The 14,480-nt window shown below is 38.7% G+C and carries 12 protein-coding genes; 6 read left to right on the forward strand and 6 right to left on the reverse strand.

Features of this window, described 5'->3' with window-relative positions:
- Nucleotides 1-144: 144 nt before the first annotated feature.
- The 3 genes from AB4128_RS17190 to AB4128_RS17200 all read left to right on the forward strand — a co-directional run bounded on the left by AB4128_RS17190 (nt 145) and on the right by AB4128_RS17200 (nt 3,503).
- Nucleotides 145-648 (forward strand): VC2046/SO_2500 family protein, encoded by a 504-nt coding sequence (locus tag AB4128_RS17190; RefSeq protein WP_372038415.1) that lies wholly within the window; start codon nt 145-147, stop codon nt 646-648.
- A gap of 142 nt (nt 649-790) precedes the next feature.
- Entirely contained in the window at nt 791-1,078 is a 288-nt protein-coding gene (locus AB4128_RS17195) for a DUF406 family protein (protein ID WP_144430156.1), read from the forward strand.
- Between the two features lie 247 nt (nt 1,079-1,325).
- Nucleotides 1,326-3,503: an EAL domain-containing protein gene (locus AB4128_RS17200; protein ID WP_080915657.1), complete on the forward strand. Its 2,178-nt coding sequence runs from the start codon at nt 1,326-1,328 to the stop codon at nt 3,501-3,503.
- A 340-nt stretch (nt 3,504-3,843) separates the two neighbouring features.
- Here the strand turns inward: AB4128_RS17200 and AB4128_RS17205 are convergent, their stop codons facing one another.
- Nucleotides 3,844-4,359, reverse strand: a complete 516-nt coding sequence (locus AB4128_RS17205) for a YchJ family protein (RefSeq protein ID WP_372038416.1) — start codon at nt 4,357-4,359, stop codon at nt 3,844-3,846.
- 11 nt (nt 4,360-4,370) lie between these two features.
- Nucleotides 4,371-5,012 carry a DUF4440 domain-containing protein gene (locus tag AB4128_RS17210; RefSeq protein ID WP_372038418.1) on the reverse strand — a complete coding sequence of 214 codons (642 nt, stop codon included), beginning with the start codon at nt 5,010-5,012 and terminating at the stop codon, nt 4,371-4,373.
- A gap of 130 nt (nt 5,013-5,142) precedes the next feature.
- Here AB4128_RS17210 and smrA point away from each other — a divergent pair, with 130 nt between their 5' ends.
- Complete coding sequence (smrA, locus tag AB4128_RS17215) at nt 5,143-5,733, forward strand: DNA endonuclease SmrA (RefSeq protein ID WP_055024010.1); 591 nt, start codon at nt 5,143-5,145, stop codon at nt 5,731-5,733.
- A gap of 99 nt (nt 5,734-5,832) precedes the next feature.
- Here smrA and AB4128_RS17220 read toward each other — a convergent pair whose 3' ends face one another.
- Complete coding sequence (locus tag AB4128_RS17220; RefSeq protein ID WP_156003214.1) at nt 5,833-5,973, reverse strand: hypothetical protein; 141 nt, start codon at nt 5,971-5,973, stop codon at nt 5,833-5,835.
- Nucleotides 5,974-6,803: 830 nt separating this feature from the next.
- Nucleotides 6,804-8,666 carry a M2 family metallopeptidase gene (locus AB4128_RS17225; protein WP_282168021.1) on the reverse strand — a complete coding sequence of 621 codons (1,863 nt, stop codon included), beginning with the start codon at nt 8,664-8,666 and terminating at the stop codon, nt 6,804-6,806.
- 194 nt (nt 8,667-8,860) lie between these two features.
- On the opposite strand from AB4128_RS17225, the gene AB4128_RS17230 reads away from it, so the two are divergent.
- A complete protein-coding gene (locus AB4128_RS17230) occupies nt 8,861-9,505 on the forward strand; it encodes a TetR/AcrR family transcriptional regulator (RefSeq protein ID WP_055024008.1) in 645 nt (214 codons plus the stop codon).
- Between the two features lie 9 nt (nt 9,506-9,514).
- Nucleotides 9,515-11,791, forward strand: a complete 2,277-nt coding sequence (locus AB4128_RS17235; RefSeq protein WP_372038419.1) for an acyl-CoA dehydrogenase — start codon at nt 9,515-9,517, stop codon at nt 11,789-11,791.
- Between the two features lie 139 nt (nt 11,792-11,930).
- Here AB4128_RS17235 and pyk read toward each other — a convergent pair whose 3' ends face one another.
- Complete coding sequence (pyk, locus tag AB4128_RS17240; RefSeq protein WP_055024006.1) at nt 11,931-13,370, reverse strand: pyruvate kinase; 1,440 nt, start codon at nt 13,368-13,370, stop codon at nt 11,931-11,933.
- A gap of 205 nt (nt 13,371-13,575) precedes the next feature.
- Nucleotides 13,576-14,430, reverse strand: a complete 855-nt coding sequence (locus tag AB4128_RS17245) for a MurR/RpiR family transcriptional regulator (RefSeq protein WP_055024005.1) — start codon at nt 14,428-14,430, stop codon at nt 13,576-13,578.
- Nucleotides 14,431-14,480: the final 50 nt, after the last annotated feature.

Below are 14,480 nucleotides of genomic sequence, written 5' to 3' on the forward strand. Positions count from 1 at the left end.
GGCCACTCGGGAACCCCTCCTCAATTGCGGCGGCAATGATAGTCACGAATTAAATATAAGTAAAGCCAAAATCGAAAATAACTCTCAAGTATTTGTTTAAGTGGTCGATAAAATATCAATCCTAGTAATTAATGATGTTTTTATATGCAAATCGAGTTTCCTTTAGTCAATGAACTGCAGTTAGGTCGTCGTTTAAATGACGCGATTGAACATGACCGCCGCGGCGAATTTGGCTTACTATTATCAATGCTATCGGCAGACGCTAGAGATATGTCTCAATTTCAGCTTGATAAAGAACTCGATGATAATCAAAAGCTGTATAAAGCCTTTGACTTACCCAAGCAGCAACAATTGGTTTGTGATTTATCGAAACAACAAGCAATAGATAATGCTAGTGCATTTCATCAAAGCGGCTCATCTCAATTTCAGTTGACTCAAGCATTACATCCAGAGGCCATAGTGACTCGTGGTGAGTTCGATGATGGCATGCAAATAACACTAGCAAACTGTGATGTATTAACAAAATTAAAGCATCAGCAAAAACTACCTGAAGTATCTGAGTTAGCTAAAATGCACTTTTTAGATCAGTTATCAGTACAGCGAAAAATCAGCGAAACAATTGCGAGTCAGCTGTATGCAGTTGCATAGCACTATATAGAGTATCGAGAAATAACCACCCGAGTCAGAATGAAATAACAGTAATCACTAATAGTGTGAACTAGTTATAAAATTAATCTCAGTTTTTACGTTAAGCTGACGCTTTCTTTATCATTGTGATAGGTGACTAATTATGATTAAAACAATTACCCAGCAAGAAGTTCAGGTAAGTGATAGCTGTAATGATTGTGGATCATTTGTCGATATCGGCACTGTAATTGACGAGCAAGATACACGCCTTATTTTGAAAATTACTGGCGATGCCGTTGTCGAAGAAGCAGAAGGTATCATTACTAAAGCAAAAACTCGTTTTGACTCAGTTAAGGTTAATAGCGAGCAAACGGAAGCAGATATTACTGTCATTATAGATTTTGAATTCACTGCTGAAAAAATGATCTTTCAATTAGAGAATGGCTTGTAAATAGCTAAAATATATCAAATATATAATGATTTTTGCGCTAACAACTTGCAATTTAATTCAGTGAGTGTAACCATCGTTACATTACTACTTTATGCTTAGACATATGTCATAAGCGCCAAGGCCATTTTACATTTGCTTTGGTACATGAGGGATGTTGATTTTTATCAAGTCATCCCTTATTTTAGCTGGAAAAAGCCTCCAAAGAATGAGGTGACCCGACTGTTATGCTGTCTTTTTGGGAACAATAATGAAGCAAAATGAGCAACAACATTTATTAGAGTTAATTGTTAACTCAAAAGCAAAAGAAAAGGGCGACTTTACTGCGACCTCTGAACTTGCCTGTAAATTGTTATTGAAATACTTTAATGCGACTTGTGTATCAGTTATTTCGCTACGAAATAAAGCACTTGAGCAAAAAGTCGTTGCTTGCGCCTCACCCAACACAGCTATGGTTGAAGTCACCAAGAAATTCCGTCATAAGCACTTTGCATCAGAGCTGTATTTTGATGAAATCCGACGTTATCGACACATTGTCAGTAATATTTCTCCTACAGATAAACGCCTTACTTGCTTTTCTGAGTATTATCTCCAGTCTGGAATCCAATCAAATTTAGATGTCGCAATTCGAATCAATGGTCATATTGAAGGACTACTGTGCATTGAATTTGATCACCAAATTGAACTGCCAAAACAGTCGATTGAATTTGCTTGTCAATTTGCAGACCAATTAGCATTGACACTTGCCACCCGTTACGCTTATGACAAAGACGAACGTTTAACCTTGTTCCATAGTGCAACAGAGCAAGCTAAACATGTGTTGATGTTGGTTAACTTAAAAAATCAAATTATTGAGTATATCAATCCTGCACATGAAAAAATGACAGGGCTGTCTCGTGACGTTGTGCAAAACAATGAACTCATTACCTTGGACTTCTTTAGAGGTAAGCGTGAGCTTGCTAATGAATTAACACAAGAATTGATAGCGGGTAAAACCGTTCAAGGCGAAACCGAACTACAACGAATCGACGGCACAAATTATTGGGTACAATATCAAGCAAGTCGTTTCGTTACCGAACAAGGCAACTATTACGCATTGGTGTCGTGTTTAGATGTTTCAGAACAGCGACGTCATAAAGATGAACTTGAAAAGCTCGCATGGAACTGCACGTTAACGGGTTTACACAATCGACTACATTTTACTCAACAGCTCGACGTCACGTCTGAAGGTGTTCTGATACTAATCGATTTAATGGGCTTTAAGCGTTTCAATGACACAAGTGGTCATGAGCAAGGGGATTCGTTGCTCACTGAAGTGGCAAGAAGACTCAAGCATTTTGCTGAAAGTAACGGTGCAATTGATGTTGCCCGAGTAGGCAGCGATGAGTTTGCGTTGATTTTACCAGCGATACATTCAAGTGACATTTTAGAAGAAACGATTGTTAAGCTATATCAAAAGCTTAGTGTTCCATCTGTGATCGGAAGAGAAAAAGTTGACCCGAAAGCCGCTATTGCTGTGGTTGATATTGCGCCTGTTGTTGGAGAGTTTTCACCGCTTTCTTGCGCTGATATTGCGCTTCAATATGCGAAAAAGAAAGCTATGATGAATTATCAAATTTTTAATGATGATTTATTAGCGACCTTTAAAAATAATGCAGAAATTGAACGTGACTTACAAACAGCAATACGTGGACGTCAGTTCGAGCTTTATTACCAACCTTTAATGGATTTAAAGAACCATAAGTTCATTGGCGCAGAAGCCTTAATACGTTGGCATCACCCTAAGAAAGGAGTGCTCTACCCAGGCGCATTCATTGATATTGCCGAACAAACGGGCATGATCAATGCCATAGGAGATTGGGTATTAGAAGCTGCTTGTAAACAACTTAACTTATGGCAGCGTAAAAATGTTGATATTGTTATGCATGTTAACGTAGCGGCAAGACAATTCTTTAGCGGGAATTTATTTGAGCAAGTTTGGAATTTAGTGACTCGCTACCGTTTAAAGCCACAAAGCTTGATATTAGAAATTACCGAAACTGAATTAATGGGTGATGTGCGTCATGCGACTTGTTTGTGTCAAGAGTTGGCTGATTTAGGGGTAGGGTTGGCCATTGATGATTTTGGTACGGGTTACAGTTCAATGCGTTATTTAAAACAGTTCCCAATCACCAAATTAAAAATCGACCGTTCATTTATTTCAGATTTAACGACCAGTCATCAAAGCAGAGAAATTGTAAGTGCGATTATCGCAATGGCGAAAGCATTAAATATTTCACTGACGGCTGAAGGGGTAGAGACAAAAGAACAAGAGTTGTTTTTAGAAGATAGTCTTTGTAATCACGCTCAAGGCTATTTATACAGTCCCGCTATAAGAGAAAATGAGTTCTCTCGGTTCATTTCTGAGCAAAATGAAACGGTACATTAACTTCGAAACTCTCTACTCATAACTGCACACTCGTAACTGTTCATTCATAACAGCCACCAATTCTAAAACCTTTTTGCTAAACCAAATTAGTTAAGTCTGATTATTTTTACCTAACTGGTTAAGTTAGTTAAATCAGTTAAATCAGTTAAATCAAACCTCTTAAATTAAATATCTATAATCAAAGTGCTTTATAAATATCGCTTTATAAAGCGATATTTATAAAGCGATAATGCTTACGATGCTTAAACATACCAAGTGTGGAAATAGGTTAATGTTTGAAACGACAACCTAGGTGTTATCTGACTCATTCACTTTTCAACTAATTTATTCAGATTGTAAATTAACTTATTTTCTTTAAACAACAGGTTTTAAACTTTTTGCCGCTGTGGCAGATACACGTTTCATTACGTTTTGGTAATTTAGCTTGTTTTTGCTCGCCAGTAGTATAGAGCCATTGTCCACCTACACGCTCAAATTGTGATGTTTCAAAAATGGCATCAATAATACCATCATGTAAGAACCATGCTTTAAAGGTGACAGTACCATGGTTAGCGGTTTGATTGGCCTCATCGACAGTTAATCCCAGCCAAGTTGTTGATGACGCATTTTCAGCCAGTAAGGCAATGCTAAGTCCGTTCAGAAAGTCAGGGTGATGGGTATCGAGTAAATATTGAAATTCTTGAAATACAAAAGCGCAGTAACGTGAGCGCATTAATGTCTCTACGTCAGCTGCTGTATTTACGTTTAAGTGATAAGGCTCACAGCACTCAGAATAGTGTTGATTTTGACCGCAAGGGCACCTTGTATTGGCCATTTGCGTCTTAGCTGTTTGAGTATTGATTAAACGAGTATTCATTACTGGTCGCTTTAATGATTATGGGCATCTGTCGAATCTATAGGCTGCTGCGTATTTTGTTCTGATTCAGTTTCAATGATGATGTCTGGTTTGGGGGCTTGGTTGAATTGTCTGCCGTAATATAAGTTTGAAACAGGCTTGGCGGTAAAATAGTACTTAGGATCTGTTTTAGTGTTTGAATCAACAATAAATTGCCACTGATCTTTCGCTGTCTTTCGTGATACTAAAACAAACTTACCAGAGAAAACACTTGTAGGATCGCCAGTTTCTTTACGAGGATGAAACCTCACTAGGTAGTAACCAACATCTGTGGCACTTGATTCAGTTAATTCACGGTTAATCACTCTAAAATCAACTTCGATATGAGCATCTTTTTTGGCTATTTTCTTGAAAAATACCGTATAGAGGTCGAGGATATTTTGTTTACCGATGACGATTTCTTGATCTAAAACCTCAGAAATATATGTGGCATCATCCGTGTATATTTTATTAATAAAATCCAGATCTAGATTCTCGAAACCTGTGTGGAAGGTTTTATAATTATTATTAATGATGTCGTTGTCTGACAAAGTTGTTTCAGGTGTTTTTCCTGCTAAGGCATTGATGCTGAGAAGCATAAAAGTACAACAAAACAACAATTTGATATAAGTCATCAAGATTTTTTACTCTTTACTCTGGCTAATGAATAATTTCAGGTGCAGATTTTGATAATGCATGACACTATAAATTATTCTATTAATTAGCAACAGTAAGTAATCTTTACAAAGTGTGTAGGAGTTGATTATGAGCGTTGATGATACAGCATTATTTTTAGCTGAAATGGGCGATGTTAAACCGTTAACCACTAATGACAAGGTATTTGTCTCATCACAACAACTCGATACGGATGCACATCGAGCAAGACGTAAAGCAGCAATGCAAAATGAGTATTTGGCGAAATTACCTATTGAACCAAGGTTATTAACTCCAATAGCGCCTGACGAGATAATGAGTTACAAACGAAATGGTGTCCAAGAAGAAGTGTTTCGCCATTTGCGTTTAGGCAAATACAAAAAGCAAACAGTGTTAGATTTGCATGCCTATCGATTGATTCAAGCCAGAGAGTTGCTTGTTGAAACGATTATTCAAGCACATGAAAGAGGCGAACGAAATTTATTAATCATTCATGGTAAAGGAGTGAATAATAAACCCTATCCAGCGCTCATGAAATCTGCGGTCAACGATTGGTTGATGCAGTTTGATCAAGTGCAAGCATTTCACAGTGCGACCCGTGAACAAGGCGGAACTGGTGCATTGTTTGTGATGTTGGTTAAGTCTGATGAGCAACGCATTGTATCAGGAGAAACGAATAGAAAAGGCAGTGGCTTTCGGTAACGCTTGTATATTGTTGGAATATGACATATTCACAAGGGCTTTTAATAAAGCCCTTATCAAACACCGTTATAAAACAATTCTTAAAAAGATGCTTGCAAGTTAAACGAGTAAGAAAGCTAGGATGGCAAGGAGTACAATAACAGCCACTATCATTTTAGGATTCGTTTCTCTTGGCGTTTCTTCATTATTTAATCGTTTTGAACGTTCATTTCTTAATTTTTGGTAATGACTTTTTTTCATGCTACACCTAGGCTAACAAACAACAACAAGTGTAATTCACACAAGCAGTGACGCTAGACTTTGTCACTTTCAAGCATGCTAATAACCTTGTTTGGGTTAGATTTGTGATCTTTGCAGAAAATGACTGCTTTTCATTCTAGAAATGCTAAAGAACCTAGTTAGAAATGTAAGTGTACTTTAGTGAATTTGTTAATCTCGTTATCATGTTAACGTTATTTTAGTTATCACTAATTCAGCACAAAATATAAAATAGCGATGGTAATAAACAATAAATGAATACTACTCTTATGATTACTATAATTAAGGGTTGAACCTTTACGGATCCGCTTAGCACGGCCATTTCTTAATTTTACGTAGTTTCTTTTTTTCATTAGCAATATCAAACGACAAAACAGAAATGAATCTGTATCGTTATACTCAAAATATAGAAGGTTTTAATACTTGATAAGCGTAGATAAAACGGAAAGCCGTATTGATACTTAATGTGACTTCTGGCTTTTATTACACTTGTCATAATGACGTGTACAAGTAACTCCATTCACTTTGTGTACCGCGTAAAATTATCATAAACGACAGGGTTGAGAATGGGTTTTTATGTGATCTCGATCACGCATTGGTGCAAATTGACACGTGTCAGAATATTGTCGTTAAAGCACTTGGTGCTTTGTGTTTCAGGAATGTTTTTGCCCTGTTGGTTTAATGTTAATTCTTGATGGGGGTATACATTAACTGAGAATTGCGATGATTGAAGCCAAAATATAAAGCACCCTAAGGTGCTTTATATTTATCTTTATATTGCTATTGATTTTAACGTATTTTGAGTCGATACATTACCAGCCACATTGACGGCTTTTAGATTGGTTTTGTTTGTCGAGCCATACATGTAAAGGCGCAAAATAATCTAAAACTGCGTTTGCATCCATTGCTTTAGTGCCAGTCACTATATTAAGTGCTTCAGGCCAAGGTTGGCTTAATCCAGCTTCTAGCATTTCATTTAACTTATGACCCGCATCTTTATTACCGTAAATACTACAACGGTGAACTGGTCCTTCGTTACCCGCTATTTCACATAATGATTGATGGAATTGGAACTGTAATACGTGAGCTAAAAAATAACGTGTATATGGCACATTACCAGGTACATGATATTTAGCGCCAGGGTCAAAGTCAGCCTCAGTTCGTGCTATTGGTGCTGCTACACCTTGGTACTTTTCACGCAGATCCCACCATGCTTGGTTATATTCTTCTGGCGAAATCTCACCGTTGAACACTTTCCAGCGCCATTGGTCAATCATTAAACCAAAAGGCATGAAAGCGATTTTGTCTAATGCTTGTTTGAGTAATAAACCTATATCTTTCGATTCGTCAGGTACTTGTTTTAGTAAGCCAATTTGTTTTAAATAACTGGGTGTAATGGAGAGGGCGATAGTGTCACCAATTGCTTCATGAAAGCCATCATTAGCAGAGCCTTTAAACAAATGTGGTTGGTTTTTGTAGGCACGTTGATAATAGTTATGACCCAGTTCATGGTGAATGACTGTAAAGTCTTCTGCTGTTTTTTGAATACACATTTTAATGCGGATATCATCTTCGTTATCTAAATCCCAAGCAGAAGCGTGGCAAACGACATCACGGTCTTTTGGTTGAACAAACATCGACCGAGTCCAGAAGGTATCAGGCAATGGACTAAAACCTAGTGAAGAAAAGAAGCCTTCAGCTTGTTTGACCATCTTAATTTCATCATATTGATTCTCTGCTAGCAATGCGGTGACATCATAGCCAGGATCTGCATCTTGTGGCGCAACAGAATCATATATTGTGCCCCATTGCTGAGCCCACATATTACCTAATAAATGCGCTGGGATAGGCCCTTGATTCGGTACAATATTATCGCCATATTGTTCGTTTAACTCACCACGTACATAACAATGTAGTGAATCATAAAGTGGTTTAATATCTCCCCATAACCTATCTAGTTCATTTGAAAAATCATCAGGTTTCATATCATATTGGCTACGCCAAAGCTCTGAGAGGTCTGTAAAGCCGAGATCGCGTGCGCCTTCATTAGCGAGCTCAACCTCGCGTTTGAATAAAGGTCGCATTGGTTTGGCAATTTCACGCCAGCCTTGCCATGCTTCTAATAAAATTGCAGGATCTTTAGAGTCTGCCATCAACGCTGACAGCTCTGGCTGAGTCATGCAACGACCATCAGCGAAACAATATTTACCTTTACCATATAAGCCATTTAATTCTGAACTAATTTGCGCAAGCTCTGCATTTTTAGCAGGATCTAATGGGGCTGGTAGTACTAAGCTACTGCGAAGGATGTGAAGTTTACGCGCATTGATTGGATCAAGTTTTACATCGGCATACTTAGCTGCTTCTGTAGCAAAGTATACTGATCGTGATGTCAGCTTTTCACCAATCGCTGCCGACATCGCTGCAGTATCTTCAGTAATAAAATTACTGTAAACCCATTCGGTTCGAGCACCTTCAACGGATAATTGAGCTAATTCAGCTTCTGCTTCATTTATAAATGCAATAGCAGATTCCGTTGAAATACTTGCTGATTGTTGAGTGACTTTTACGGTTGATGTAATGATTTCTTCTTCAGCTTGCTGGCATGCTGTTAATCCCAATACGACTGAAATGACGATTGCAATTTTAGACGGCTGTTTAAAAGGCTGGTTCATCTTACAGGTTTCCTTATTTTTATTGTCGTCGACAGTTTACATAATTAGGGTAAATATTGCATTTTAGTTAATAAACAGTGCCAGAAGAGTACTAAAGACGGTGTAAGCTTGAACATATAATCTGATTTAACATTGACAAGTGTGCGCTCAGTGTTTAATTTAAACGGGTGTTTTAAATTGAATTGGGTCACGGAATGGCAAGCAGAACTGATACAAAAACAAGAATTCTCGATGCTGCTGAAAAACTTTTTGCAGAAAGAGGTTTTTCTGAAACATCTTTGAGGCTAATTACCAGCAAAGCTGAAGTAAATTTGGCCTCTGTGAACTATCATTTTGGTTCAAAGAAAGAGTTAATTCGCGCTGTTTTAGCACGGTATTTAGATGTGTTTATGCCTAGCGCAGCATCTGAAATTAAAAGACTTTTTAAGAATCCAGAGCTGGCGAATTTGAATGAAATTTTTTCATCACTAATAAAGCCGCTGTTAGAATTAAATCAAGTTAGGCAAGGTGGTACAACCATCTTTCTTCAATTACTGGGTCGTGGATATATAGAAAGCCAAGGCCATTTAAGATGGTTTATCACTACGCATTACGGTGAATACTTACAAGTGTTTGTTAAAGCCGTTTCAGCTAGTGCGCCACATATTCCGCCTGCTGAGATGTTTTGGCGACTACACTTTACCTTAGGCACCATCGTTTTCACTATGGCATCAGCTGATGCATTAAATGAAATCGCAGAGGCTGACTACGGTGAACATAATGATACTGAAGCGATTATTCGTAAGGTTATTCCATATATGGCAGCTGGTGTATCTGTACCGATTTTAGGAAAGGAATAAGGGATTAACATGACTGTCCTCATACTCGTATTAATAGCACTGCTAGTGCTATTTGGTGTTCGAAATTTACGTATGCGTTTTATCACGCGACCTGTATTTAGCTTCTTTAAAAAAGTGTTACCCCCTCTGTCCAGTACAGAGAAAGAAGCCATGGAAGCTGGAGATGTTTGGTGGGAAGGAGAGTTATTCCGCGGTAAACCTGATTGGAATATGCTTCACAATTATGGCAAACCTCAATTAACGGCAGATGAGCAAGACTTTATCGACAATCAAGTCATGACAGCGCTCACCATGATTGATGATCATGACATTGTTAATAACCGTAAAGATTTACCTCCTGAATTATGGGATTACTTTAAGAAAGAAGGCTTCTTTGCACTTATCATTCCTAAAAAGTTTGGTGGTCGAGAGTTTTCTGCATACGCCAATTCGACTATTGTCAGTAAAATTGCCACGCGCAGTATTAGTGCTGCCGTAACCGTTATGGTGCCAAACTCATTAGGCCCAGGTGAATTACTAACGCATTATGGCACTCAAGAGCAAAAAGAACGTTGGTTACCAGCGCTTGCTAAAGGTGAAGAGTTACCTTGTTTTGCATTAACGGGTCCTGAGGCTGGTTCGGATGCTGGTGCTATTCCTGATACTGGTATTGTTTGTCGCCGTGAGTTTAATGGTGAAGAAACACTCGGATTAAGCCTAACTTGGAATAAACGATACATCACACTAGCCCCTGTAGCGACAGTGCTTGGTTTAGCATTCCAAATGCGCGATCCTGATGGGTTACTTGGTGATACAGTCAACTTAGGTATAACTTGTGCGTTAATTCCGACTGATCACCAAGGTGTAGAAATTGGTCGTCGTCATAACCCGTTAATGATGTCATTTATGAACGGAACGACAAGTGGCGAAGATGTGTTTATTCCGCTTGATTGGATTATTGGTGGGCCACAATTTGCAGGTAAGGGCTGGCGAATGCTTGTTGAGTGTTTATCAGCTGGGCGTGGTATTTCATTGCCTGCGCTGGCAACCGCTTCTGGACATATGGCCACTAAGACTACAACTGCTTATAGTTTTGTAAGACAACAATTTGGCATGCCAATTGGTAAGTTTGAAGGTGTACAAGAAGCATTAGCACGTATTATTGCCAATACATATCAATTGGAAGCTGCACGTTGTTTGACTACGACAGGAATTGATTTAAAAGTTAAACCTTCGGTTGTTACAGCAATTGCTAAATATCATATGACTGAGTTAGGTCGTGATGTAGTTGAAGATGCAATGGACATTCAATCAGGTAAAGGGATCCAGCTGGGTACTAAAAACTATCTTGGTCATGCATATATGGCAAGTCCCATCTCAATTACGGTTGAAGGGGCAAATATTTTAACGCGTTCGTTAATGATATTTGGTCAAGGTGCAACCCGTTGTCATCCATATGTGCTCGCTGAAATGGAAACAGCAGCAATGGAAGATCAAAAAGCGGCTATCAACCGATTTGATGCTTTACTCATGGGACATATGGGCTATGCTGCTCGTAATGGCTTTATGGCGTTTTTTAATGCGCTAACAGCAAGTAAAACGAATTCAGCGCCAGTGAGTGGTACAACACAGCAGTATTACCGTGATATGAGCCGTTTATCTTCTGGTTTAGCTATCATGACTGATTTATCTATGTTGATCATGGGTGGCGATCTGAAACGTAAAGAAATGATTTCTGCACGAATGGGCGATGTATTAAGTCAGTTGTATTTAGCGTCAGCGACGTTAAAGCAGTTTGAAGATAATGGCCGTCAACAAGATGATTTGCCGATTGTCCATTATGTCATGACACAGCGCCTCCATTTAGCTGCTGAAGCATTGCAACAAGCTATCCGTAACTTCCCAAGTAAGTTTGTGGGCATTTTATTAAAGCTAGTGATATTCCCATTAGGCAATCATTTTAATGCGCCAACGGATAAGCAAGCGACAGTGTTAGCTGATAACTTCTTACAACCTTCTCCTGCTCGTGATCGAATTACTTTCTTATGTGCAGAATTTGAAGGTGATAAGAGCGGCTTAGCAGAAGTCGAACAAGCATTTTTAGCTAAATACGCTTGCAAGCAGTTATTTAAACGATTAAAGAAAGCGCAAAAGGACGGAGAATTAACGCCTAAACTGCCTGCATTAACGTTATTTGCTCAAGCATTAGAGAAAGGGGTTATCAATGATGAAGAGCATGCTCAACTTGTTGATGCGGATACCAAACGTTTAGCTGCAATCAATGTTGATGACTTTGAAAGTCTATAGCGTGCTAATGAAACTAGCCTGCTAAAAAACGATTTAAGCACAAATAAAAAACCACCTCATTGAGGTGGTTTTTTTATACTTTTATTTGCTGAGTTAATTTTATAACAGACAAACTTAACTCATATTTTCGATGCCAGAATTATGCAACAACCAGCACTTTACATGTATTGGTGCCACCGACAGTTTCCATCGCATCGCCTTTAGTCATCAATACCATATCACCTGATTTTAAGTAACCCGCTTTAGCGACTGCTTTTAACGCTTCAGATGCTAATGCATCAGCAGGTACAGCTGTTGAATCAAATTTAACGGGCAATACACCACGGAACAAAGCTAATTTAGCTAATGTCTTTTCGTGACGAGACAGAGCAAAGATAGGTAAAGAAGAACTAATGCGCGACATCAACTTAGTTGTCTCACCAGATTCCGTTAAACTAATAATCGCTTTAACACCTTCAAGGTGGTTTGCTGCATACATAGTTGAAAGTGCAATCGTCTCTTCGATAGAATTGAACTTCTGGTCTAGTCTATGCTTAGAAGACATCACTGAAGGGTGTTTTTCTGCGCCAGCACAAACATTACCCATTGCGAGTACTGTTTCTTCTGGGAAATCACCTGCTGCAGTTTCTGCTGATAACATAACAGCATCAGTACCATCTAAAACAGCATTAGCAACGTCCATGACTTCTGCACGTGTTGGCATTGGACTTGAAATCATAGATTCCATCATTTGAGTTGCAGTGATAACCACTTTGTTCAACTGACGAGAACGTTTAATTAGTTTCTTTTGAACAGCAACAAGGGCAGCATCACCGATTTCAACACCTAAGTCACCACGTGCAACCATTACAGCATCAGATGCTTTGATAACGTCATCCATTGCTTCGTCAGTGCCAACTGCTTCAGCACGTTCAACTTTTGAAACGATCAATGCAAAACTGCCAGCTTCTTCTGCTAATTTACGAGCATAATCTAAATCAGCACCTGTACGTGGGAAAGATACAGCTAAGTAATCAACTTGAATTTGAGCAGCAGTTAAAATATCAGCTTTATCTTTATCAGTTAGTGCAGGGGCTGTTAAGCCGCCACCTTGTTTGTTGATGCCTTTATTATTTGAAAGGGGACCGGCCACAGTGACAGAGGTAAATACCTTGTTACCTTCAACTGATTCAACTTTAAGTTGAACGCGACCGTCATCCAGCATCAAAATATCACCAATGGTGACATCTTTTGGTAATTCTTTGTAATCAATGCCGACTTGCTTTTCGTCACCTTCGCCTTTTGCTAAATCAGCATCTAAGATAAAGGTATCACCTAAATTCAGTTGAATTTTTTTGTTATCTTTAAATGTAGAAACGCGGATTTTCGGGCCTTGTAAGTCACCAAGAACTGCAACATGAACACCTAACTCTTTAGCGATGTTACGAGCGTCTGTAGCACGTTTTAAATGATCTTCTGGTGAGCCATGTGAGAAGTTAAGACGTACAACATTTGCGCCGGCTGCGATGATTTTACGTAGGTTGTCATCACGATCTGTTGCTGGACCAAGTGTTGTAACGATTTTAGTTCTGCGGAACATAAGATACTCCGTTAATATTAAGAAAAAGAATTCGGTACAAATATGAAACTATATTAACAGAGATTTTAGTATTTTGTAGGAAAGTTACGAACAAAAAGGTCATTTTTAATGTTTTATTTTTGTGACAGATTCGATATTTACAGAAAATAAAGGCCAAACAGTCAAGACTGTTCGGCCTTTTGGAAGTGTCATTCAACAGAAATATTTAGATAGTAAGATCTTTATTAACTCGTGATTCTTTCAATACTTCCTTAACTCGCTTCAAGTTGTCACGGAATCGAGGTCCACGTCTTAGGGTAAATCCAGTTGCGAGAACATCGATAGTGACCAACTGAGCTAGACGAGATGCCATGGGTAGGTACATATCGGTATCTTCTGGTACTTCCATGGTTACAGGCAACGTACATTCATGGGACAGTGGAGAATTACGTGCTGTAATCCCAATCACTGCAGCACCATTTTCACGTGCGATACGTGCAATTTCAATCAATGATTTAGTACGGCCTGTATGGGATATCAACACAACAACATCACCTTCATTACAACCAATGCAGCTCATACGTTGCATGAGAACATCATCAAAACAAATTACTGGGACGTTAAAACGAAAGAATTTATTTTGAGCGTCATGTGCAACAGATGATGAGGCACCAAGACCAAAGAACGAGATTGTTTTTGCTTGAGTGAGAATATCGACGGCTTTGTTGACAGCAACCACATCAAGGCTTTGACGTGCGGTATCAAGGGATGCCATTGAAGACTCAAAGATTTTTGTTGTGTACGACTCAGGTGAGTCATCTTCTTCTACATGTCGACTTACGTATGGCGTACCATTAGCAAGACTTTGAGCAAGATGTAATTTAAAATCAGGGAACCCTTTAGTATCCAGTCGTCGGCAAAAGCGGTTTACGGTCGGCTCACTGACGTCAGCCATTTTGGCAAGGGTAGCGATACTTGAGTGGATAGCTGTTTGAGGAGAAGCTAAAATAACTTCTGCCACTTTACGCTCTGACTTACTAAACTGTGTCAGGCTCTTTTGCACCTTTTCAAGGGTATTCATAAGCAATTGTCCGCTAAAATGGATGATGTAATTTTATATCATAAATTACA

Source organism: Shewanella sp. 10N.286.52.A9 (assembly GCF_041468985.1).
GTDB lineage: Bacteria > Pseudomonadota > Gammaproteobacteria > Enterobacterales > Shewanellaceae > Shewanella > Shewanella japonica.

Coding starts and splice junctions, on each gene's coding strand:
- AB4128_RS17245 (WP_055024005.1), bottom strand. CDS start 14,430: ATGAATACCCTTGAAAAGGTGCAAAAGAGCCTGACACAGTTTAGTAAG.
- AB4128_RS17195 (WP_144430156.1), top strand. CDS start 791: ATGATTAAAACAATTACCCAGCAAGAAGTTCAGGTAAGTGATAGCTGT.
- AB4128_RS17190 (WP_372038415.1), top strand. CDS start 145: ATGCAAATCGAGTTTCCTTTAGTCAATGAACTGCAGTTAGGTCGTCGT.
- smrA (WP_055024010.1), top strand. CDS start 5,143: ATGAGCGTTGATGATACAGCATTATTTTTAGCTGAAATGGGCGATGTT.
- AB4128_RS17230 (WP_055024008.1), top strand. CDS start 8,861: ATGGCAAGCAGAACTGATACAAAAACAAGAATTCTCGATGCTGCTGAA.
- AB4128_RS17200 (WP_080915657.1), top strand. CDS start 1,326: ATGAAGCAAAATGAGCAACAACATTTATTAGAGTTAATTGTTAACTCA.
- AB4128_RS17220 (WP_156003214.1), bottom strand. CDS start 5,973: ATGAAAAAAAGTCATTACCAAAAATTAAGAAATGAACGTTCAAAACGA.
- AB4128_RS17225 (WP_282168021.1), bottom strand. CDS start 8,666: ATGAACCAGCCTTTTAAACAGCCGTCTAAAATTGCAATCGTCATTTCA.
- AB4128_RS17235 (WP_372038419.1), top strand. CDS start 9,515: ATGACTGTCCTCATACTCGTATTAATAGCACTGCTAGTGCTATTTGGT.
- AB4128_RS17210 (WP_372038418.1), bottom strand. CDS start 5,012: ATGACTTATATCAAATTGTTGTTTTGTTGTACTTTTATGCTTCTCAGC.
- AB4128_RS17205 (WP_372038416.1), bottom strand. CDS start 4,359: ATGAATACTCGTTTAATCAATACTCAAACAGCTAAGACGCAAATGGCC.
- pyk (WP_055024006.1), bottom strand. CDS start 13,370: ATGTTCCGCAGAACTAAAATCGTTACAACACTTGGTCCAGCAACAGAT.